Annotated in this window: 20 protein-coding genes, 2 pseudogenes and 1 riboswitch; of the genes and pseudogenes, 5 read left to right on the forward strand and 17 right to left on the reverse strand. The window is 53.9% G+C overall.

What is annotated here, in order from left to right; genetic code table 11:
• Positions 1 to 55: 55 nt before the first annotated feature.
• From cbiB to cobO, 6 genes are read right to left on the reverse strand one after another with little or no spacing between them, the layout of a single operon-like run.
• Complete coding sequence (gene cbiB / locus AC27IT_RS08725) at positions 56 to 1,015, reverse strand: adenosylcobinamide-phosphate synthase CbiB (protein WP_283858807.1); 960 nt, start codon at positions 1,013 to 1,015, stop codon at positions 56 to 58.
• On the reverse strand, positions 1,012 to 1,635 hold the full coding sequence (locus AC27IT_RS08730; protein ID WP_025847515.1) for a histidine phosphatase family protein: 624 nt from the start codon (positions 1,633 to 1,635) through the stop codon (positions 1,012 to 1,014). The genes cbiB and AC27IT_RS08730 overlap by 4 nt, the downstream gene beginning before the upstream one ends.
• Positions 1,632 to 2,372, reverse strand: coding sequence for an adenosylcobinamide-GDP ribazoletransferase (cobS, locus tag AC27IT_RS08735; protein WP_122952911.1), 741 nt, complete (start codon positions 2,370 to 2,372; stop codon positions 1,632 to 1,634). The genes AC27IT_RS08730 and cobS overlap by 4 nt, the downstream gene beginning before the upstream one ends.
• Complete coding sequence (cobU, locus tag AC27IT_RS08740) at positions 2,369 to 2,908, reverse strand: bifunctional adenosylcobinamide kinase/adenosylcobinamide-phosphate guanylyltransferase (RefSeq protein ID WP_283858806.1); 540 nt, start codon at positions 2,906 to 2,908, stop codon at positions 2,369 to 2,371. The genes cobS and cobU overlap by 4 nt, the downstream gene beginning before the upstream one ends.
• Positions 2,905 to 4,011 carry a threonine-phosphate decarboxylase CobD gene (gene cobD / locus AC27IT_RS08745; RefSeq protein ID WP_007785829.1) on the reverse strand — a complete coding sequence of 369 codons (1,107 nt, stop codon included), beginning with the start codon at positions 4,009 to 4,011 and terminating at the stop codon, positions 2,905 to 2,907. The genes cobU and cobD overlap by 4 nt, the downstream gene beginning before the upstream one ends.
• A complete protein-coding gene (gene cobO / locus AC27IT_RS08750; RefSeq protein WP_005831984.1) occupies positions 4,011 to 4,550 on the reverse strand; it encodes a cob(I)yrinic acid a,c-diamide adenosyltransferase in 540 nt (179 codons plus the stop codon). The genes cobD and cobO overlap by 1 nt, the downstream gene beginning before the upstream one ends.
• A 283-nt stretch (positions 4,551 to 4,833) precedes the next feature.
• Positions 4,834 to 5,053: riboswitch (cobalamin riboswitch) on the reverse strand.
• A gap of 195 nt (positions 5,054 to 5,248) precedes the next feature.
• Between cobO and AC27IT_RS08755 the strand changes: the two genes are divergently transcribed.
• From AC27IT_RS08755 to AC27IT_RS08765, 3 genes and pseudogenes are all read left to right on the forward strand, one after another.
• The gene (locus AC27IT_RS08755) at positions 5,249 to 5,668 is read left to right on the forward strand and encodes a MarR family winged helix-turn-helix transcriptional regulator (protein ID WP_005831982.1); all 420 of its coding nucleotides are present in this window, start codon (positions 5,249 to 5,251) and stop codon (positions 5,666 to 5,668) included.
• Positions 5,669 to 5,684: 16 nt separating this feature from the next.
• Positions 5,685 to 5,969 carry an MFS transporter gene (locus AC27IT_RS08760; RefSeq protein WP_007785834.1) on the forward strand — a complete coding sequence of 95 codons (285 nt, stop codon included), beginning with the start codon at positions 5,685 to 5,687 and terminating at the stop codon, positions 5,967 to 5,969.
• Positions 5,970 to 5,983: 14 nt separating this feature from the next.
• Positions 5,984 to 6,448: pseudogene (locus AC27IT_RS08765) on the forward strand (MFS transporter); the annotation flags it as partial.
• A gap of 17 nt (positions 6,449 to 6,465) precedes the next feature.
• Here AC27IT_RS08765 and AC27IT_RS08770 read toward each other — a convergent pair.
• Positions 6,466 to 8,550, reverse strand: a complete 2,085-nt coding sequence (locus AC27IT_RS08770; protein WP_283858805.1) for a TerD family protein — start codon at positions 8,548 to 8,550, stop codon at positions 6,466 to 6,468.
• Positions 8,551 to 8,821: 271 nt separating this feature from the next.
• On the opposite strand from AC27IT_RS08770, the gene AC27IT_RS08775 reads away from it, so the two are divergent.
• Positions 8,822 to 10,114: a copper amine oxidase N-terminal domain-containing protein gene (locus tag AC27IT_RS08775; protein WP_005829064.1), complete on the forward strand. Its 1,293-nt coding sequence runs from the start codon at positions 8,822 to 8,824 to the stop codon at positions 10,112 to 10,114.
• Here AC27IT_RS08775 and AC27IT_RS08780 read toward each other — a convergent pair.
• Entirely contained in the window at positions 10,094 to 11,686 is a 1,593-nt protein-coding gene (locus AC27IT_RS08780) for an FMN-binding glutamate synthase family protein (protein WP_283858804.1), read from the reverse strand. The genes AC27IT_RS08775 and AC27IT_RS08780 overlap by 21 nt on opposite strands.
• A 260-nt stretch (positions 11,687 to 11,946) precedes the next feature.
• Here AC27IT_RS08780 and AC27IT_RS08785 point away from each other — a divergent pair, with 260 nt between their 5' ends.
• The gene (locus AC27IT_RS08785) at positions 11,947 to 12,477 is read left to right on the forward strand and encodes a peroxiredoxin (protein WP_005829060.1); all 531 of its coding nucleotides are present in this window, start codon (positions 11,947 to 11,949) and stop codon (positions 12,475 to 12,477) included.
• A 1,244-nt stretch (positions 12,478 to 13,721) separates the two neighbouring features.
• Here the strand turns inward: AC27IT_RS08785 and AC27IT_RS08790 are convergent.
• The 9 genes and pseudogenes from AC27IT_RS08790 to AC27IT_RS08830 form a co-directional block, all read right to left on the reverse strand.
• Positions 13,722 to 14,174 (reverse strand): SUKH-3 domain-containing protein, encoded by a 453-nt coding sequence (locus tag AC27IT_RS08790; RefSeq protein ID WP_025847537.1) that lies wholly within the window; start codon positions 14,172 to 14,174, stop codon positions 13,722 to 13,724.
• A 14-nt stretch (positions 14,175 to 14,188) separates the two neighbouring features.
• Positions 14,189 to 15,163: a hypothetical protein gene (locus AC27IT_RS08795; protein ID WP_487091738.1), complete on the reverse strand. Its 975-nt coding sequence runs from the start codon at positions 15,161 to 15,163 to the stop codon at positions 14,189 to 14,191.
• Positions 15,164 to 15,463: 300 nt separating this feature from the next.
• Positions 15,464 to 15,709: pseudogene (locus AC27IT_RS08800) on the reverse strand (transposase); the annotation flags it as partial.
• Positions 15,710 to 15,859: 150 nt separating this feature from the next.
• Positions 15,860 to 16,240: a ribonuclease toxin immunity protein CdiI gene (gene cdiI / locus AC27IT_RS08805; protein WP_005829054.1), complete on the reverse strand. Its 381-nt coding sequence runs from the start codon at positions 16,238 to 16,240 to the stop codon at positions 15,860 to 15,862.
• A gap of 22 nt (positions 16,241 to 16,262) precedes the next feature.
• Positions 16,263 to 18,842 (reverse strand): EndoU domain-containing protein, encoded by a 2,580-nt coding sequence (locus AC27IT_RS08810; protein ID WP_487091739.1) that lies wholly within the window; start codon positions 18,840 to 18,842, stop codon positions 16,263 to 16,265.
• Positions 18,843 to 18,865: 23 nt separating this feature from the next.
• Positions 18,866 to 19,264 carry a DUF4280 domain-containing protein gene (locus AC27IT_RS08815; RefSeq protein WP_487091740.1) on the reverse strand — a complete coding sequence of 133 codons (399 nt, stop codon included), beginning with the start codon at positions 19,262 to 19,264 and terminating at the stop codon, positions 18,866 to 18,868.
• Between the two features lie 11 nt (positions 19,265 to 19,275).
• Positions 19,276 to 19,752 carry a hypothetical protein gene (locus AC27IT_RS08820; protein ID WP_487091741.1) on the reverse strand — a complete coding sequence of 159 codons (477 nt, stop codon included), beginning with the start codon at positions 19,750 to 19,752 and terminating at the stop codon, positions 19,276 to 19,278.
• Between the two features lie 50 nt (positions 19,753 to 19,802).
• A complete protein-coding gene (locus AC27IT_RS08825; RefSeq protein WP_487091742.1) occupies positions 19,803 to 20,300 on the reverse strand; it encodes a hypothetical protein in 498 nt (165 codons plus the stop codon).
• A 296-nt stretch (positions 20,301 to 20,596) separates the two neighbouring features.
• Positions 20,597 to 20,896 (reverse strand): hypothetical protein, encoded by a 300-nt coding sequence (locus tag AC27IT_RS08830; protein ID WP_283858799.1) that lies wholly within the window; start codon positions 20,894 to 20,896, stop codon positions 20,597 to 20,599.
• Positions 20,897 to 21,336 lie beyond the last annotated feature (440 nt).

Consider the following 21,336-nt stretch of genomic DNA (forward strand, 5'->3'; position numbering starts at 1 on the left):
TATCTCGTTCGTTCTCATTTCTTCCGTTGTCTTACGCTTCGTTTCAAGTGCCGCCCTATATAAAAGCAATGGCAGCCGCAATCGCCAGGCACACGAGCAGGCACAGCAAGGAGGTGAGATACATCAGCCGAATCGTCGCCATAATATCCGCCGCAGCCAACGGCCGATGCGCATCCCCGAGCCGCGCCCGGTTGGAAGACACTCCCTGGTAGTAGTTGAGCCCGCCAAGTTGCACGCCCAGCGCGCCAGCCACTCCCGCTTCCGGCAGCCCGCTGTTCGGGCTCGGGTGCAGATGCGCGTCCCGGCGAATCATCGCCCAGCACTGTCGCCAATCCAGCCGCTGCAGCCCGCTTGCGATTACCAACAGCAATGCAGTCAGCCGGGCGGGTATGTAGTTCATCGCGTCGTCGAAGCGGGCGGACGCCCAGCCGAGATTTTTGTACGTTTCGTTTTTGTAGCCGACCATCGAGTCCAGCGTGTTGGCTGCCCGGTACGCCATCGCCAGCGGCGCGCCGCCAATCGCGGCATAGATCAGCGGGGAAACGATCGCATCGACGATGTTTTCCGCCACCGTCTCCACGGCCCCCCGGCAAATCTCCGGTTCGTCCAGTTGCTCCGTATCGCGGCCGACCACCATCGACAGAGAGCGTCTCGCCGCTGCCATGTCCCCGGCGAGCAGGTGGCGGGCGATCTCCAGTCCCGCGTCCGCGAGTCCTTTTGTGGCAATCGTCGTGGAGATGAGCCACGCGCTCAACACCCACGAGAGCAGCGGATGAATGAACGCCGCTCCCCATAACAGCAGCCAGACGACCGCGTAGCTGCCTGTGACGATCAACAGCGGGAACAGGACGCCAGCCAGCTTCAGTTGCGATTCCTGCTTGACTGCCGCGCGAATGACCCGTTCCAGCCGCGTAATCCACCAGCCGATCATGACCACCGGATGCGGCAGGCTGCGCGGGTCGCCGACCACCCGGTCAATCACGTATGCCGCGCACAATATCCATACTTCCGTCATGTTGTCCCTCTCTTTAAGCCTTCCAGCCGTAGTCTTCGCCAGCGTCGCCCGTCCCATTGCGCCAGCAGGGCCTCTCCGTGCCCTACGCCATCTACGTGCCAATATCGCTTAGGGTCGTTTTCCAGCCAAACCGCCTGAAACCAGCGAATCACTCCCCCGTGCGCGACGCAAACCGTAGTCTCGTCCGCAGCCGCTTGCCGCTGCTCCAAAAGCTTGCGCAGCCAGCCGTCCACCCGGTGCCCCAGTTCCTGCAAGCTCTCGCCATTCGGCGGACTGCAGCGATACGGGTCGTCGTACCAGCGGGCAGCCCGCTCGGCATCCGAGCGCATCAGCTCCTCGTAGGTCAAAAGCTCCCAGTCGCCAAACGACAGCTCGCGCAAAGCCGGGACGGAAATGATCGGCAGCCCCCACTCGTCTGCCAGCGGCCGGGCCGTTTGCGTGCAGCGGAGCAAATCGCTTGCGTACAGCGCGACAGGCCGTTTTAGTTGCTGCGACAATTGCCGCGCCAGCTCGCGCGCCTGCTGCTCCCCCTTTTCGTTCAATGGAATGTCGCTATGCCCGAGATATTTGCGCTCCCGATTGCTGTCTGTCTCCCCGTGCCGTATCCAGATCAACTTCATGTCCACCAGCTCCCGACCAGTACGAGCAGCATGACCGCCTCGCCGCTCTCGATAGCTGCTCCGTAGCAGTCTCCGTTCAGGCCGCCGAGCTTGCGGGCGACCGAGCGGGAAAACAACAGCACGAACAAAAGCGAGACGACCATTGCCGCGACGACCTGCAAACCTCCGGCGAACCAGCCAGCCGCGGCGAGAACGATGTATCCGGCGGCGATGGCGACAGGCGACAGCCCTGCACTGATGCCTTTGCCGATCCCTTTTTCCTGCGATAAATACGGCCACAGCCGAATCGACAGCAGCACATGTGTCCGCGCTATGGCAGGAACGAATACGAGGAGCACACCCCAGCCAGGATGCGCAAGCTCCGCGACGGCCCCTGCCTTGAGTAAAAGTAGCAAGATCGCGGCTAAAACCCCCATCGCGCCCACGCGGCTGTCTTTCATGATCGCGAGCACTTGCTCTTTTGGCCGGCTGCTTCCCAGTCCGTCCGCCAAATCCATCCAGCCGTCCAGATGCAGTCCGCCTGTGATGTACACCCAGACAGCGAGCGTCAGCACGGCGGACAGCCACGGGCTAAAGAGCACAAGCCCCGTCTGGTGGACTCCCCATAGCAAAATACCTATGACCAGCCCGACTGCCGGATACCAGTTGACGCTTTTTTTCCACGCCTCGTCGGACGGGCGCAGCCACGGAACCGGAATCCGGGTGAAAAAGGCGATCGCGTGCCAAAATGCATTCATCCTTTGATCCTCCACGGGATTCCGGCCATGACCGCGTAGACCGTCTCTGCCTGGCGCGCAGCCCGCTGGTTGACGTCGCCCAGCGCGTCTGCGAACCAGCGGCCGAGCCGATTCATGGCGACACCGCCCAGCCCGACCTCGCTTGTGACCGCAATCACTTTTTGCGGGGAGCGCCGGACAAGCCCCAGCCACGCCTCTGCCTCCGCAAGCAGCGCCTCTGTGTGCGCCTCGCTTCGCCACTCTGCTTCCTCGACGCTCATCAGCCGATTGCTCACCCACGTCGACAGGCAATCGATCAGCACGACGTCGTAAGGTGTGCTAGCAGGCTCGTAGTCGCACAGCCGCTCGCCGACCTCCACGCTGCCCCACTGCTTCGGTCGCCGCTCCTTGTGCCGCTCGATCCGCTGCCGCATTTCCTCGTCCCACGCCTGACCCGTCGCCACGTACAGGACGCGCTCTCCGGCCTGTTGCGCCAGTTCTTCCGCAAAGCGGCTTTTTCCTGAGCGCACGCCGCCTGTCACCAGCACAAGACTCATCGCTCCCCGCTCCCTTCGCTGTGTACCTCGCGCAAGGCCGCGATCAAGCGCGCATTGTCTTCTGGCCCGCGAACGGCGATGCGCACGTCATGCGCCGTCAATCCGGGATACATGGCGCAACTGCGAATCAGCACGCCTTTTTTGCCGAGCCGCTCTTGCAGTTGTGCGGCTGGCAAGCCCTCCGGCGAGCGAAGCAGCAAAAAGTTCGCCTCCCCCGGCCAGACCTTCCAGCCCAGCTCCCCGCGAATAAACGCGACCAGGCCAGCGCGCTCCCTGGCGACCAGGCTGCGTGTCCGCCGCTCGTACTCATGCTCTTGCAAGCACAGCTCCCCCGCCAAAAGCGCAAGCGCATTCACGCTCCAGCTCACCTGCTTCGCGCGCATTTTCGCAATCGCGTCAGGCTGGGCGATCGCGTATCCGAGACGCAAGCCGGGGATCGCGTACATTTTCGTCATCGAGCGCAGCAAAATGACGCGGGGAAAGCGCTCCAGCCGACTTGCCAGCGTAAACTGGCGGCTTTCTTCCACAAAATCGAGAAACGCCTCGTCCACGACCAGCCACGTATCGGTCTGGGCCGTCCAGTCCGCCATCTGCAACAGCTCCTGTGGCTCATACAAGATGCCAGTCGGATTGTTCGGCGAGCCGACAAACACCAGATCAGCCTGTTCGAACAGACGGTACAGCTCGGCGCTGTCGGCCTTGTAGCCGTTCTCTTCTTTTCCGTAGCAGCCGATGACGGTTGCGCCAAACTGCTCGGAAAGCTCTGCATATTCCGAAAAGCAAGGATAAATCACGCCGACTGTTTGCGGCTGCAGCCCGAGAATCGCGAGCGCCATCGCTTCTGCCGCTCCGTTCGCAGGCAAAAGCCATTCCTTTGGCAACTGCAACCGCTGCGCCAACGCCCGGCGAAACTGGCGATGCCCAGGGTCCGGGTAACGCAGCACGGCAGACAGAGAGGCCAAAAGCATCTCGCGCACGCTGTCCGGCATGCCCAGCGGGTTAATATTGGCACTGAAATCAAGGAATTGGCCCGGCTCCATCCCAAAGCGGTCCGCTGCCGTCAACAAATCTCCGCCGTGGCCGTACGCTTCCAGTACGTTCATCAAAACTCTACCCCCAGCACCGCTGGTATTCCTTCATCGTAGTAATGCTTGATCGGCTTCATCTCTGTCACGAGATCGGCCATGTCGATGATTTCCTGCTTGGCGCTCCGCCCCGTCACGACCAGATGCACATGGCTCGGCCTGTTTTGAATCGCTTCCAAAACGTCCGCGAGCGGCAGCACGTCCGCAATCGGAAAACGGTCGATCGCCAGCGCATTGTTCAGCTCGTCGAGAATGACGACATCGTACTCGCCCGAAGCGAGCTTTTCCCGGGCGAACGCCCACGCTTCCTGCAGCGCCGCGCGATGCTCCTCCGGCGTCTTCGTCCAGGTGAAGCCTACGCCTTTTTGCACGATTTCGATGCCCAGCTTGTCGAAGATGATTTTCTCTCCGTACGTGCGCTCCGGCGACTTGATGAACTGGATCATGATGACCTTTTTGCCTCGTCCAGTCGCGCGCACAGCCAGCCCCACCGCGGCTGTTGTCTTTCCTTTGCCGTCTCCGGTGTAGACCAAAAACAGGCCCCGCTTGTTGCTCAAGTACGCCCACCCCCAAAATAAACTGTAGGCCCCGTTGCCCATCCCTAATAATTTTCGGAGGCACAGCGCTCCAAAAATGCAGTTTAGGCTCCGTTGCCTATTTCAAATGTTTTCCATAGCCTCGTTATTTACCTGACTGAAAAAGTGAAGAGTTTGCCGATTTGCTTCCTGTTTCGCTTTCCGCGTACAAAAAAACGCCTTGTTTCCCCAAACCTCCAAGGAAAACAAAGCGCGGATAGCCGACTGCAACAATCCTCACCTCATCCTTTGACCCGAAGGAAATCAGTGGACATCAAAACAGGCAGGTCTCCTGGCTCAAGGATCTTCGCTCTTCTTCCTCCTTCCCGCACGCTGGCGTGCAGTGGATGGCGCCGTTGCCAAGAAGAAGAGCTCCTCTTTTACAGTGGCGGGACCGCGTTGGCTTTTCACCAAACTTCCCTTTTAACCTCGCATTCGCAAACTATCGCTTGCGAAAAACAAGGACCTGTTTTTCTACCATATTCAAATGTCGTTCGTTTCTATGACAAGCACTTGCTTTAATAATAGCAAATGCTACCGGGGATTCAAGCAAAAGCTGCGGATAGGAACATACTGGGCATTGATCTTTGTTTTGTGAACTAATTATTTGTATACAAATCTTTTGTGTGCGTGTTATCTTATTCTTACATCGATTTCCAATAAAATATTTGGAGGTACATATGGATCGGATTGAGGATTGCTATGGGTTTCTTCTCGGGAAGGCGTATCAAAAAATCTGGCAAATGGAAAAGGCCAAATTATCGCCGTACGGGATTACTCCCGTGCAGTTTGTTCTATTACATGCGCTATGGGAAAAAGATGGCCAAAAAGGTGTGGAATTGGGTAGTCGGCTTCGCTTGGATGGAGCAACCATCACGGGGGTGCTCGATCGACTGCAAAATATGGGGCTCATCGAGCGTCGTTCCGATCCCAATGATCGCCGGACGAACTTGATTTTTCTGACTCCGCGAGGCAAGGAATTGGAACAACCTCTGAATCAGATCAGTGACGAAGTGAATCAAGAAGCGATGTCCATATTCAGTGAAGAAGAAGCGAAATTATTCAAAAACATGCTGACCAGATTGGGATTAAACTCATAAGGAGTGCGTTGAGACTGTGAAGAGCAAAGTGCATTACGCGTGGATCATTTTATTTGTCACCTTTTTCGCATTGTTGGCTGTGCAAGGAGCAAGACTTTCTTTCGGAGCATTTATTGAACCTTGGGAGAATGGCTTTGCCGCGGATCGAGGTACCATTTCTCTCATCTCCACATTGAGTTTTGTCATTTATGGCATATCCCAACCAATAGCAGGCAGGTTGATTGACCGCTTTGGTGCCAGGTCCATTCTCTTAGGCAGCACACTTCTGGTTGGTCTGAGCATTTTTTCACGCAATGGGTAACTTCCCTCTGGCAATTGTTTATTCTCTATGGTGTCTTCGCTTCCATTGGTGTTGGAGGTGCCTCCAATGTAGCCGCAACCATTATGGTCACAAATTGGTTCAATAAAAGGCGTGGACTCGCATTCGGAGTAATAGAGGCTGGCTTTAGCGTAGGCCAAATGGTAGTTGTGCCAGCCTCACTGTTTTTCATACAGTGGTTTGACTGGAAAATGGCTGTTGCGGTATTGGGTCTCTTTTTACTGATCGTGGTATTTCCCGTCATGATGTTTCTTCTGAAGAATCATCCTGCCGAAAAGGGTTTGCAACCGATAGGAGGTTCGCCACAGATCGCAGATGAAAGACAACAAATACATCCTTCCAGCCGGCAACCGGTCAGGCGGATATTTCCAACCAAGGCTTTCTGGTTTCTGATTTTGCCGTTTTTCATCTGCGGATTCACCACTACCGGCTTAATGGACACGCACCTCATTCCCTTTGCCTAACGAAACCAGCGAGCTTACAAAAAGTCCGCCATGATGATTTCCAGGTCAAACGGAGTGATTCCCTCGTCCATGGAGAAAACCGTGTCCGCCTCATCCGCCCGGTCAGTCAGCGTGCCTCTCGCTTGCGCATGAAGCGTGAACAGCTCATAGAGAGTGGGCTTCACCAGCGAGGTGAGCGCCCTTCCCATCCACTCCACGCCGCCTCCGTTCGCCTCTACGTTATTGACAAACCGGGGGTGGGAGCGCAGCGCGATGTCCGTCCAGATCACTTTTCGCTCCGCCAGATCGAGAATGACCGGGATGCAGATCGTAGAGCGTGAAGCGAGGTCGATCTTGTCCTGCACCGTCTGCGGTTCAAAAATTTCCCCCGACTGTGGAGCCTTGCGTATCATCCAGCCCGCATAACATTCGGGCAAATCGCAATAGGGCTGACTGGTAAACGAGTTCAGCGACATGACCACGTAACGGCCGCCGTAATGAAGGACAGATTCGATATCCACATCGATGAACTCGCAGGCCCCCATCGGCGCCCTCACAATGTCGCCGCTATGGTAGGCGCGGTATTTCTCCGAGCGCAAATTCGTGTAGGAAATGTGCTCCATGTACTTCCAGTCCGCGTCGTACAGCACCGCAGACAAATCGACGTCGACGCGCCCGGTGGGGACGTTGTTGACAATGCCTTCCTTCCACCAGGTGAAAAAGCGGATCGTACTGCCCTCCGGGATCGGAAGTCTGGAGCCGCGCACGATCGTCCGCAGCGCTTTGCTCGCCGACCGTTGCGAAAAAGGCACGAGCTGCTCCTGCAAGCGCGGATCGAGGTAGACTTTTCCCAGGGAAGGCAGGGCAGCAAACCGCTCCAGCAGGGCTTCCCGGCATCTGCGGGCTGCACTCGCGCGGACGTCTTCCGGCAACTGCGGCAGCGCGTTTGCAATCGTCTGTACTTTTGCCACCTCTCCTTTCGGGAAAAAGGTGCGCCACTCTCCGTACGCTTCTCTTTTCTCGAAGTGGTTCAGCGCTTGCAGCAGCACAGGGGTAGACACCAAAGGCGCGACCTGTGCAAACGAACGGAGCACCTCGTCACGATCCGCTGCCAGCCTGAGCAGGTGGTCGAGGCGCCGGGCAAATTCCCCCGGCCGCTGCACGAGCAGGCTCGTCGCCTCGTGCACATCCCCGCACGCCAGCGCCAGCTCGACCTTGCTGTTGAACGTTTCCAGCCGGCGGTTGTTGCGCAAAATATCGAACGCTTCCGCCGTCTGCGGATAGCGGTCCTTGTATTCGAACGGATGCAAGATTTCCCCGAGGCGAATCCAGCGGCCTTTGTAGCGCAGCATGTCTTCCGCGAGGTTCGGGCTGGCTTCCAGCAAGCGCAGCAGTAGGCGGCGCTCGGCGCGGCTGAACTTGCGGAATTTCGCAGGGGCGGCCAGGCTGACATCGCCGTCAGACAGCGCAACCGCCAGCCGCAAGACGTCGGTCGCCGTTTTGCAATAGGTCGCAAAAAAGCCGGGCGGCAGCTTGTCGGCACGCAGCAAGATGCTGGCTACGACCGCCGCGTTTTCCTTGTGCGGAATCTCTGGCGGCAGCGCTTCTGCGATTCCATCGCACTCGGTGAGCAGCGCTGCGAGGTCTTCCTTGTCCTGCGCCGAGAGCGAGCTTTTTGCCCGCAACAGGTTCATGCCCGTCTGCAAAAGCTCTTCGTCCGTTCCCAACTGGATCACCTTCAGGCGGGATTCTCGCAACAGCGGCAGCCGTTTTTTCACCTCGTGCACAGGAAGCTGCCACGTCAGGTAGTGGATGATCGCCTGCAAATACAATTCTCCCTCGCTCGCCTCCATCACTTGTTCGGGAAAATTCGGATACATCGGCTTGTACTTGCGGGATGCGCCCACCATTTCTTTCAATACCGTCACTACCTCGGAGTAAAGCGGGAAAAACTCCGCTTCAGACAGCGTGCGGATTCGCTCCAGCAGCTCCAGGGAAAACGTGTAGCCCAGACTCTCGATGTTGCGCAGAGCCGCAGCCAAATAAGAGACAGGCAATTCATGCTGTCCCTTCTCGACGACCAGTTTATTTTTCCGGCGAAGGTAGATTTGATTTTTCATCGGCCTCAATAAAAAAAATCAGGAAAGCAGTACCCCTAATCATCAATTGAGTAGAAGGAAGGTGTACAATAGCCTGATTTTTTATTCCTTTTGTCATTTTCAACCATTTTACCGCTGGGTCGCCGCTCCTGTAAAGTCATCCAGTGGAAAAGTAGTCGTTTCTTCACAAATTTTTCCTGCTCCCCTGCAACCTTGTAATCAGGTAAAGGCAAACAGTCCTATTGTAAAATAGTACAGCACATTCTATAGAAAGACGCGAGGAAAAGCACGCATGAAAAAACTGCAGCGAGTCGGCCTGCTGACCTTTCTGCTCAGCGCCGCTCCCTTCTCTTTTGCCCAGTCCGCTCCGCAAGTCCAGGTAGCCGTGAACGGAGAGTACGTCACGTTTCCCGACGCCCTGCCTTACGTGGACCCAAGCACGCAGCGAACCATGGTTCCCGCCCGGTTTGTCGCGGAAAAGCTCGGTCTTGGCATGCAGTGGAATCCACAGACGAGCCAGGTGACGCTCCGGAAAGAACCGGACACCATTCAGTTGACCATCGGCCAGGACTACGCGCTGGTCAACGGGAAAAAGGTCCACTTTGACGCCCCGGCCGTGCTCCGCAGCAACCGCACGATGGTTCCGCTGCGCTTCATCAGCGAGCTGTTTGACGCCCGGATCGAGTGGCTGGCCGAGCGCAACCTGGTCGCGATCACCACTTCCGGCCATGCGAGTGCAGTCCCTCCGGCATCTGTGCCGCCTGCTCCTGACAGCACATGGCAGCATCGGCGCAGCACGTGGCTTTGGGATGCCAGCCTGCTCTACACCCAGCAAGAGCAGATTATCCAGTTTGCGAGCGAGCATCAATTGAGCGCAATCTACCTGCAAATCGACCGGGACATCCCGCCGACTGTCTATCAGCAGTTCATCCGCAAGGCGCAGGAAAAGCAAATCGCCGTAGAAGCGCTGGAAGGCCGTCCCCAATGGGCTTTTCCCGCAAGCCATGGCGAGCTCAAGGCGTTTATCAACTGGGTCCGCGCTTACAACGCCTCGGTCGCCGCGCAAGAGCGGTTCGCCGGGCTGCATTTTGACATTGAGCCGTACATTTTGCCGGAATGGAAGTCAAACCGCGACAAAATCGTGCAAAGCTGGATGGACACGGTTCGCCTGATCGAAAAAGACATGCGCTCAAGCGGGCTTACGCTCACGCTCGACATCCCGTTTTGGCTCCATCAGGTCAAAGTCCCGGGCACGGATTACAGCTTGAGCGCCTGGATGCTGGAAAAGGCAGATGCCGTAGTCATCATGGACTACCGCAATGTCGCGCTGGGCAACGACGGGATTATCGCCAACGCCCATCCGATTTTGCGGGAAGCGGCCACGCTGAAAAAGCAGGTGATCGTCGCCGTAGAGACGGCTCCCAGTGCGGAAGGGCCGCACACGAGCTTTCACGCACTGCCGCTCCAGACGATGAAAACCGAACTGCAGTTGGCGAAGGAACATCTCGAGCATTATGCGAGCTTTGCCGGCTTTGCGATTCACGACTACAACCATTGGGTCAGGCTAAAGCAGGGCGGCTCCTGATTCCCCCGTCTTCTCGGGGTACGGAAACAGGTCCGCTACCCGCACGCTTTGCCCGCTTTCATTTGTATAGACGACGTGCTCGCGGCGAAAATCGCGCGGACTCTCCAGCCCGCAGGCGGCCGCCAACGAAAACAGTCCCTCGCGCAACTGCAAAATGTAGTTCATGACGCGCCACTGCTTTTCTTCCGGGGCGAGCGCCTTCTGGTATTTGGAATCGGTCGTGGTGATTCCCGTTGGACATTTGCCTGTGTGGCATTGCAGGGCCATGATACAGCCGTTTGCCATCATGAAGCCGCGCGCGGAGCTGACCAGGTCCGCGCCGAGCGCCAGGGCGATGGCGACTTTGTCCGGGGTGATGAGCTTGCCGGAAGCAAAAATTTTGAAGCGGTCGCGCACCCCGAATTTTCGCGCCGTGTCATCGAGAATGAGCAGCGCCGGATAAAGCGGCAGCCCCATCCCGTCCGCCATGGCTTTAAACGTCGCGCCTGACCCTCCCTCCGAGCCGTCCACGGTGATGAAATCCGGGTAAATATCCAGCTCGACCATCTTGGCAAACAACGGCTCCAATCTTTTCGCATCCCCGACGACAATTTTGATCCCGACAGGCTTGCCGCCCGCCTCCTGCAGCGTGGCGATAAACCGCAGCGCCTCCTCGGGATTGGTCAGAAAAGCAAAGCGGTTGGGCGAATTGACGGTTTTGCCGACAGGCACCAGCCGCGCTGCCGCGACCTTTTCTGTGACTTTGGAGCCTTCGAGGTGGCCGCCGCGTATTTTCGCTCCTTGATGAAATTTCAGCTCGAATGCCTTGATGTTGGGCACGCTGGCCTTGCGCTTGTATTCCTCGATGGAAAAACGGCCCGCGTCATCGCGGAAGCCGAACATGCCCGGCCCGATCTGCGAGACGATATCCACGCCTGTCGCAAGGTGAACCTCCGCCACGCCGCCCTCTCCCGTATTGATCCAGGAGCCTCCTGCCATGCGGGCTCCGCTTCCGGTAGACAAAATATAGTTCTCCCCCACCGCCCCGTACGATGTGGCCGATGCCCCGAACATGCCCTTGAGCCGCCACGGATGCTCGCGGCGCTCTCCTACGACAATGTCATCCTGATCGTGCAACAGCCACGGCTTCACCTGTTCCTCGATCCATTTTTCCTGGCGGGTAAACAACCCTTCATCTGTAATCACGTACTTTTTGCCCAAAATCGGCCGATCGTTATCTACCCGCAGCTCGCTCGTCAGCTTCGGGAACATGGCGTTGGACAGGTAAAAGCCCGGCTTTTCGTAATCGCGTCTGCCGCCAAACGAGATGAGGTCCGTCCTGTATTTCGCCGCGTAAACAAGCCCGACAAAATCTGCTCGCGAAAACGGCCTTCCCTCCGTGTCGTTGTCAAACCAATACTGGCGAAATTCCGGTCCGAGCTTTTCCAGCAAATAGCGCACCCAGCCCAAAAAAGGATGGGAGCGAATGATGGAATGCTTGGGGTGTTTGGACAAGACGTACATATAGCCGAAAAAGACGAGCGGCGGCACTGCCACCACTACAAGCACGATGGTCAAAAGAAGCGACTGCATCCTTGTCTGAGCCTCCCGCCATGGAACGTTGGATTGGAAAAAAGAACCGAAAAGGTTTCATTTGTTCGCAAATGTGGTATTGCATGGATTAGCATACTACCAATTCCCTCTGCTCATACCGCCGTTTCGTTTGGGCTAACTCGAAAAGGCATGTTGCACTTTTAATTAAAACAATTTTCATTTGATATTGATTATAAATATCATTCGTGGTAATTTGGTACCAGACATATTTTTCGAAAAACAGAGAGAGGAGATGCACAATGAGCGCACGCATTGGACTTCCCGCACCAGACTTTACGATGGACACCGTGACTTTTGACAACGGCTTCCCCGTATCGAAAAGTCTGGTAGATTACCGCGGCAAATGGCTGCTGTTGTTCTTCTATCCGTTCGATTTCTCCAAAGTTTGCCCAACGGAGATTCTCAGCCTGAATCGGCGGATCAAGGAGTTTGCCGAGCTGAACGTCGAGGTGCTCGGCGTGAGCGGTGACAGCATTCATACACATAGAGCCTGGATGAAGGCGAGCGACGGCATCGGCCCGCTGTCCTTCCCGCTCGCTTCTGACTACAGCAAGGAAGCGACGATCAGCTACGGCGTGCTGGACGAAGCGACCAAAGCGCCTCTGCGCGCCAGCTTCATCATTGACCCGGAGGGCATCTTGCAGTATTCGGTCGTCTCCAACTCCAAAGTAGGCAGAAGCGTGGATGAGACATTGCGCGTCATCGAAGCCCTGCAATCCGGCGGGCTGTGCCCGATGGACTGGAAGCCCGGGCAAAAAACGATTTCGTAACCCCCTTCAGCCCCAACGAAAAAAACCTCGGTCTCCTAAAGCAGATGCGTGTTCCTCCATCCGCTGTGGCCGAGGTTTTTTTCGTTCCTCTTTGGCGCGAGCAAAGAGGCCAGCCCTCTCCCCACCCGCATGGCTGTATTCATCCGCTCTCTCCATCACGCAAGCGTAGAGCGAGACTTTCCGAGATCATGCTTTGCCCGCGCCGCTGGTATCTTTTGAGCCAGCTTTTCTCAAGCTACTCATAATCCGCAACGATTTGGTAAAAAATACAGCAAAATCCATCGAACGGAGACAGCCATGAAAAGAAGTCCTGTCCGGCTCGGCGATTATTTTGTTCAGCGGTTTCAGGGCAATGCAGACTTCCGGTGCGAGGAGCTGAACAGGTGTGGAGAGCCTCTGCTCTTGTGCTACCTCGATAGTTTGGTGGACACCTCAGAATCCACCCGCCTCCGGGAAATGATTGCAGCAATCACCGCTCCAACCGCATCATGGAAACCGGTCGATGCAGAAGCCGATCTGGATGAGCCGTCATTACCCGCAAGGAAGCCGCTGAGCTTATTTACAACGCCATTGAATATTTACAAGCCCATCCGGCCCCTGCGACAGAGGACGTTCAGCCGTAATTTCGCGGGCACCTTTAGCTAGCCAGGACGCCCCTACGGTAAAAGCTCCTCCCAACGCTGCTCCAAGCGCAAACGATTCCAATGCTTTGCCTCCGTCTGGTGTCCGACAGTTCCACAGTTCCCGCAGCGAATAATCAATGTACCCTGAGGAACCTACCATAAACATCGCTGAGCCGAGCCCTACGGTCGTTTGTCCTCCCGTCAGCGGAACGACCGCCCCTCCGCCTTGTTAATCGCCGTAGGGGCAAGCTCCAGTTTGGGCGAAAGGAAACTAATAAAGGCCGGTCCGAGCACGGCTCCGATATTGTTGACCGTCGCGAAAACCTAACGGCGCTCCGCAGCGAAGATGGCAGGGCAATAGAGACGCTCCCAACGGAAGCGTCTTTTTTAATGTGTGGCTGGCAAGTGGAAATGCGTTTCCCGGATGGTGGCTGTTCGTTCAGTTCTACTACTACCACTACCTGCTCCGTCTCGCCATTCGTTTCATCCTCCTTTGATTTTGGGCATGCAAAAAAGCCCATTCCTACTCATGAATCAAGTTGGAAAGAGCTTTTGAAAGTTTATCAAGTGTTTGGTTTGTTGGTTGTATTGTACGATCTAAACGTTAGAATGTAAATCCTCTCATTCATCTTCAACAGTAATAACGTCCAATTTGACACCACTAACTATATTGTGAAGTGCCTGACAAAAATCATCTCCTAGACGGATAAGAAAATCATCGTTTCCACCATAAAAAGTACCTGATGAAGAAATATACCAAGTCATTTCCATAAGTGGAATTTCTCCAACAATAACAAATGACTCGTTGCAATATCGTTCATATCTCTTCGATACTTCCCGGAAAATCGAGCTTGCTGCATCAATGGGATTAATATTTAAAGTTAAATAGCTGTCTAATCTTTTGGGATTTTCAAATTGGATTATCAAACCGCCATATTCTTTAAGAAAATCAGTTGCACCTTTAAAAACATAATATTCTTCATCCTTCAAAAAATCCAAGTATTGACTAATATCCACTTCTCGACCATTAAACCATCCTGCTTTCTGAAGTAAATCTCGCACCTTATCTTCCATGATTCCGCTCCTTGTTATTTAATAATTTCAACCAATTTACTGTACATTGAATCACAGTTCAGACACATTTCTTTAAACTCGCCAGATTTAATGTTGATCGTATACAGTTTCAGATCGGTAATTTGATTTCCATTGAATAGTGCATGGTTAATTGCATTGAACTCTCCGCAGTTATCTAATGGATAGTTCGTTTCGGAAACCCCTTTATGATCAATAATCTGCTGTAAATCTGGATGTGTTTCATTTAACCTGGTCGGGTTATTTTTTGATCCACTTATTCCATAAAACATCTCGCCTGTTTTTTTATCTACTGCAACGGTTAACACTTTTGCATCAATCTTACCGCCCGTTGTCTTCTTGATTGCTCCATTAAGGATACCATCTCTCAAGCTAGAGGCATACTGTCTTGCAGCATCCTCTACATTTTTTAGATTGATGACTTGTGAGCTAGCTTTTGAATTTAGATTAGGTATGGGTTTCCCCATCCCCTCAACCCTCGAACTCGCCCCCCGCTTCAGCGCCCCATTAACCCTCTCAGCACCTTTCGCCAACCAAGACGCCCCTACGGAAAAAGCTCCTCCCAGCGCTGCCCCAAACGCAAACGATTCCAGCGCTTTGCCTCCGTCCGGTGTCCGACCGTCCCACAGCTCCCGCAGCGAATAATCAATGTACCCCGAGGAGCCTCCCATAAATATCGCTGAGCCGAGCCCCACGGTCGTTTGTCCTCCCGTCAGCGGGATGACCGCTCCTCCGCCTATGCCTGCAACGGGGCCGAAAATCGCTCCGCATACCGCTCCGATCACAGCCCCCTGGGCCGCGCTTTTGACATACTCGTAAGGACTGCTCGCCTCTCCGTGGATGAGATCGGACGAGGCGGTCATGACTACCCCGCCTATCGCTCCCAGAGCTGCTCCTACCGCTGCTGCCCCAATGACCGCACCTGCACCAAACGTCGCTACCGTCAACGCCACGGCCCCGACAATCGCCACGGCCCCTACCACGCAAAGGGCCAGTTTTCCCCAAGCAAACGGCGGTTCCGGGGGTGGGGGGGTCTTGATATAGTCGTAGGGCAGCTCTCACCGTTTTTGCGGATGCAGCCAAGCACTACCGCCCGCTTTCCCGTCGCATCGGGGAAATACAGGCCGGCGTTCGTATGATTTTGAGCATGCAAAAAAAGCTCATTCCTACTCATGGCTCAAAATAGGAATGAGCTTTTGAAAGTTTATCACGTGTTTGGTTTGTTGGTTCTATTGTACGATCTTGTTAGTTTACACAAAATATTTTACAGACTCAATCTCGACTTTGCCGTATTCGCTTGTTACGGTCTTTTTGCTCTTTCCGTTGCGGCTATTGGTCGTCCGCTTGTTCTTCACATCGTGCTTTTCATAGCCTAGTTCCGTGTCCAGCTCCGCCTCCAGCATGGATTGCAGCGTCTCTGCAAACAGCTCCTTTAACGCTGAATGTACATCTTCCATTGTCTTGAGGTTGTTCTCCTTCACAAACGCCTTTACTTGTTCCTTACTAAATCTCGCCATTGCTGCCATCCTCTCAAACCAGCCTTTCTCTTAATTGTAGTAGGTTTTGAGAGTTTACACAGAATATTTTACAGACTATTTGAATTATTTAGTATTTGGTTTCATGGTACTACCTTGTTGTTTGGGTTGTAAGCATACCATTATGTTAAGCTATAATTTCAACTTCTCCTTGATTTGGGCTAAACAACTTTCAACTATTACACTATTCTGAGGATGCCTTGATAGATAATCCTGAGCTACTTTAACTAAATAGTCGAAAAACATCTCATAATCCACAATTGCATACACTTCTACGCTAGTCACTGGCGGAGTTGTTGTAAAGTTCACTCCAGTATCTCCAAAATACTCTTCATCATTTGGAGTGCATTCGTTGGCAAAATAACAGCTAGTATAACCAATACCAAAGCCTTTCCCATGTTTAAATTCATTAAGAGCATCTAAAAAGTAGCCATCACCTAAAGTACTGTAGTATGCCTCCATATTCTCAATCTTTTCCTTTATATCTTCTACATAATAAATTTCATCATCCATATTCTTCCTCTCCATCTCTTAACTAGTTTTTCGATATTACAGGGAAAAAGTTTGTTATTTCTCCAGTAACTTTGTCCCTATATCCTATAAATTGCAGTTTTTTACCGTTAACTTCAACATATCCAACAATTTCATCTGAAACAGCATTTGGTCGTGGATCTATTCTTATTCTATTACTTCGAATGCCCTCTTCAATTGCTTCTCTTCCTAACTTCAATATTTGTTCATCAGAGAATACTTTCGGATCATATACAGTTTTTGGATTCTTGTACTCTTTCCACTGGCCAGTAAAGTTTCCTTTTCCACCGTTTGCTGTGCTCAGTCCGTCATAAACAGGAAGTTTGTATTTAATCTCATAAATTCCTGGGATATCGGGATGAGGCGTTTTTGTCACAGCTTGGTTAATATTCTTAACCTGATCACCAAAGTTGTCTAAAATGTACTTTTCGAAGTTTTCAAGGTTATGACCACCTTTTATTCCTATAGTCGGTTTTGCTTTAAAGCCTTCTACTTCAATTAGATGCTTATCATAACCAGTTTTAAAATTCACTTCAATTTTCGGACTAACTTTAGGAACTTCACCCGTCCCCTCAACCTTCGAACTCGCCCCCCGCTTCAGCGCCCCCTTAACCCTCTCGGCACCTTTAGCTAGCCAGGACGCCCCTACGGAAAAAGCTCCTCCCAGCGCTGCCCCAAACGCAAACGATTCCAGCGCTTTGCCTCCGTCCGGTGTTCGCCCGTCCCACAGTTCCCGCAGCGAATAATCAATGTAGCCCGATGAGCCTCCCATAAACATCGCCGAGCCGAGCCCTACGGTCGTTTGTCCTCCCGTCAGCGGAACAACCGCTCCTCCGCCGATGCCGGCGACGGGGCCGAAAATCGCTCCGCATACCGCTCCGATCACAGCCCCCTGGGCCGCGCTTTTGACATACTCGTAAGGACTGCTCGCCTCTCCGTGGATGAGATCGGACGAGGCAGTCATAACGACGCCGCCTATCGCTCCCAAAGCGGCCCCTACTGCTGCTGCCCCAATGACCGCACCGGCACCAAACGTCGCTACCGTCAACGCCACGGCCCCGACAATCGCCACGGCCGCTACCACACATACGGCCAGTTTTCCCCAATCAAACGGCGGTTCCGGAGGTGGGGGTGTTCCTTGCTGCGGCTCGTCGTCATACGCGGGAAACGTGGTCCGGTCCCGTCCTTCCACGTGAACGGCAGCCCCCAGGAAGTGGTATTCACTCTCCAGCGAAAATCCGCTTGGCGCACTCGTTTTCTTGGCGAGAATCTGGCTTTGCGCCTGGATGACGATTCGCTTTGGGGTATAGAGCGAGATTTCTTCCTTCGCGTTCAGTACCAGCTTTTTATGGCTGGTCAGTGTAATCCCGACGTGATCGTCCAGGGTCAACTTCAACGGCTCCTTGCATCCGCTCACGATGGTAAGGGCCGTGGGGGCAAGCTCCAGTTCGCTTCCGTGCTCCGTGCCGAAATACCGGATGTTCGGGTTGCCTGTCTTCGCGCAACTGTCCCCGTTTTTGCGTACACAGCCAAGCACCACCGCCTGCTTTCCCGTCGCATCGGGGAAATACAGGCTGGCGCTCGTGCCCACCTGCGGCATGCAGTACATCACATTGCCTGTAGGCGGGGCAAACGGAAACCAATACGCTGTTTCCTTGGGCTGCTGCTTGTCTATATCCAGATGAAGCTTAACCTGCTCGCCTTTGACCGCAAGCACCTTGCCTTCCAGCGAGACGCCGGAGAGCTTGGCGTTGTGGATGCGTCCCTGCCGTATGCCGTCTATCCGGGACAAGCGATACGTATAGACAAACAGCCCCCGCTCCATTCGCGCCCTCACTTCGCTGACGACCATCCGCTTGTTGCGGAACCAAATTTCATCTCCGATCGCATACGGCTCGCCGGACTCGATTTCGTAGGTGAAAAAATCCGTATCGTGCAAGCCTGCCGCATCTCCGCCCGCTTTTTGGTACGCCAACAAGTCCTTGCTCGCCGTATACGCCACATCGTCCGGCAAGGTGTAGCTTTTCCCTTGGGGCAGTCCAAAAGAAAATCGCGGTGTCGCCTCCATGATATCACTGACGAGAACGGCGTGAAAATGGCTGGCAAGCCGCTTGAGCAGTTCCCAATCCGTCTCGTCGTACTGGATGATCGGCTCCCCGATCTGAACTCCTTCCCCGATGCTGGTGGTCACGTTGTGGCCGGGGTAAGTCTTGATGACCTCCTGTACCAGCTTGGGATAGGTCATCTCTGCCTGCTGGAAGGAGCGGCGCTTTTTCGTTACATCGAGCTGGAAGCTTCCGGACTGCCCTTCTATTTCAATCGCGTAAACTCCTTGCGTATGGGCGATCTGCACAGAAGTCACTATTCCTTTGAAGATGGTGGTTTCGGTTTTGCCATCACTGTCATACAGATGGATTTCATCGTCCGAAGCAGCCTGCAGCACGGCGTTCACCTTTTCGCTGTCGTCCACGACGCCCCGCAGGTACAACCGCGCGTGTTCGTTGGGCTTCCACTCCATCCGTACATCTTCGATTCGTTTGATCCGGTAAGGCGCTGTTACCCGGATACGCTCATACCCTGTCATCCCTCATTTGCCTCCGCTTGGATTTATTCGTCATGCTGCCCGTCTGTGAGAAACCGGATGATGCCCTGGTAACCGCAGATGAGCTGGGAATCGGTCGTAAGTGCCGCTTTGCCTTCTACTCTCGTCTCTTCCTTCGCCTGAAGCCAGGGAGCGCAGATTGTAGGCGTGCAAGGTTTGCCAGCGATGGTTTGTCCGTCCTCGGCGATCAAATAGATGGTGGCATTGCTGGGATTGGATGGGCTTGTGCAAATACCGAAATGGGCGATATTCTCGCCCGCTTTGTAATCTTCACTGTTCATCACAGGTTTTCCGTTCGCATACGAGCCGTGGCTGACGGGCAAGTTAATCCGCCTGGAGTGGCTGCCGCAATGGCAACGCATTTTCGCCCCTCTTACCACGTAGCGCGTTCCTCCCTGCATCATCGGTCCCTCCTTTATTCAACCGGCACTCGTTCCAGCCGGATTCCTGTCAAATCCCGCCGCAGAATGCTCTCCGCCACGTCCAACCGGACGACGATCAGCGGTTTTTCGCTCTCTTTGATCCGGACGATCTTTTTCCCGCGCAGCTTTTCTTCCAACAGCACCAGCCTTTTTATCACACTTTTGTCGCGGTTAAATTCGCTTCGGGGGCTGACAGCTTCCACTTCTTCCAAGATGGGCAGATAGTAGTTGTTTTGACTGTGACGGGAGAGGTCAATCAGCGGAACCAGCTTAAACAAAGTGTCGGGTTCGTACGCTTCCACCACCCGCTTCAGCTTGTCCGACAGCAAAAGCAACTGACGATCAAAAATGTCGAGATAGCTGCTCTCTTCTCCCGCTTTGACATGGAAAATCAGCGGGTCGGCGATTTTATAAGCGCGTGTGGGATGGATATCCCGCGTGTCGATTTTTTTGTGGACATCAAGTAACAAGGGCACATCCGTATACCGTTCATCTTATTTCAGCAAAAAATAGTCCGTGATTACGCTCCCGCTCCATTGGTTTGTTTCGCTGCCGGGCCCGGATGAGCGTACAAAACTTCGGATTGATCCCGGTATTCCCCGGCCAACAGGCAAATTTTCGGAGATTTGGCCATCTGGCAGAAGCCTTGGCACTCCAGGAGCATGGGCACCATGCTTCTCATAAATTCCACCGTCAGCAAATGGTACTTGATCGCTTCTATCAGCTTAATCCGCTCGATGTCCATCGACGTGATCTTTCTTGCGTAACAGGACTTGACCGTTTCCAGCTCCGCCATCCGCCGGAACAAGGGAGCAAAGATGAAGTCCGCTTCCCACACCACGGAGCATTCCGTCCTGTCCAAAAACCAGTTTTCATCATATGCGTCCAGACGGTATGCGGCCCTGTTCTCCAGAATGCTTGTCCGCAGAAAAGAGAAGTAGATGGTGCAAATCTCCCCCTTTCCCCCTGCTCCTGCTGCCTGGCTGCCTGTGCGCACAACGCTTGGAAAGTGTCGCAAAAGCCGCTCTCGATGCTTTCCTTTTTCTCGCGGTACCGCTGGTCAATCTCGATCAGGTCGTGCTGCCACCGATCCCTCACATAATTCTGCCAAAAATCATGCATGGCCGCCTGCTTGTCCATCCGCTTGCTCATTTGATATTTACCTTCGCCCCGCTTAAAGTCACATCGTCTACGATGCTTAAGGTAGCATCGGCCTGCTTCAGGTCTACGCCCGCTTCTCCATGAATGACCACCTTTTCGCCCCCGATGATTTCAATATCCTCTTGGGCAGTTAAAATGATTTTCTTGTCGCTGTTACTGGTCCTGCAAGTCTTGGTCGACCCTGCTCAACGTAAAATTAATGCCGCCCGTCTCATCGCTTTTGATAATCTGCGGGCGCTGCTGGTACGGATATTTGACTGCCCGCAAATGGTCAGGCATGTCCTCAAACTCTTTTGGGATAAACAAGCAGACCTTGTTGTCCCAAAATCCTTGCTGTTCAAACTCGTAGAAGCGGCTTCCCACCCTGACTGGTCCGGTGCAAATGTTAAGGGGAACGCTCGCTTTTTCCGATTCATTCAATAATGCCAGTATCTTTTCATCCCTATGCTCCATAGCTCGTACCGCCTTTATTATCTTTTATGAAATCCCTCATTAAAGAAACTTTGTAATATTATTCCTTATCTCTTCTTTGTATGTATCGGAACTTTCCCTTGTCCATTTCACCCAAATATTAGAAATAGCAAAGCCCATGCGTAGCGCACGCAAAAACGCCTCCCTCGCTATTTCCGGGGAAGCGTTTTTCTATGCCGATGTTGCCTTCCAATCTGCCATTTTCCTCCCCCTGTCCGAAAAGCAGCGAGGAAAGCGTTTTTTCCCCGCCGTCTTCCAGCCGTGTCCGCCTGCCGACAACTCCTTCCAGTTTTTATAAAATCGTTGCGATTTTTGACACGTTTTATAGCCCGTTTGAGTCATCCGAAAATGAAAAGGGACTGCTATCCTGAATGTAGCTGGCCGCCCTTCCCTCAGGAGGAAAGTTCGAGAGCTCTCATTAC

It is taken from the genome of Brevibacillus sp. YAE8 (assembly GCF_057543335.1).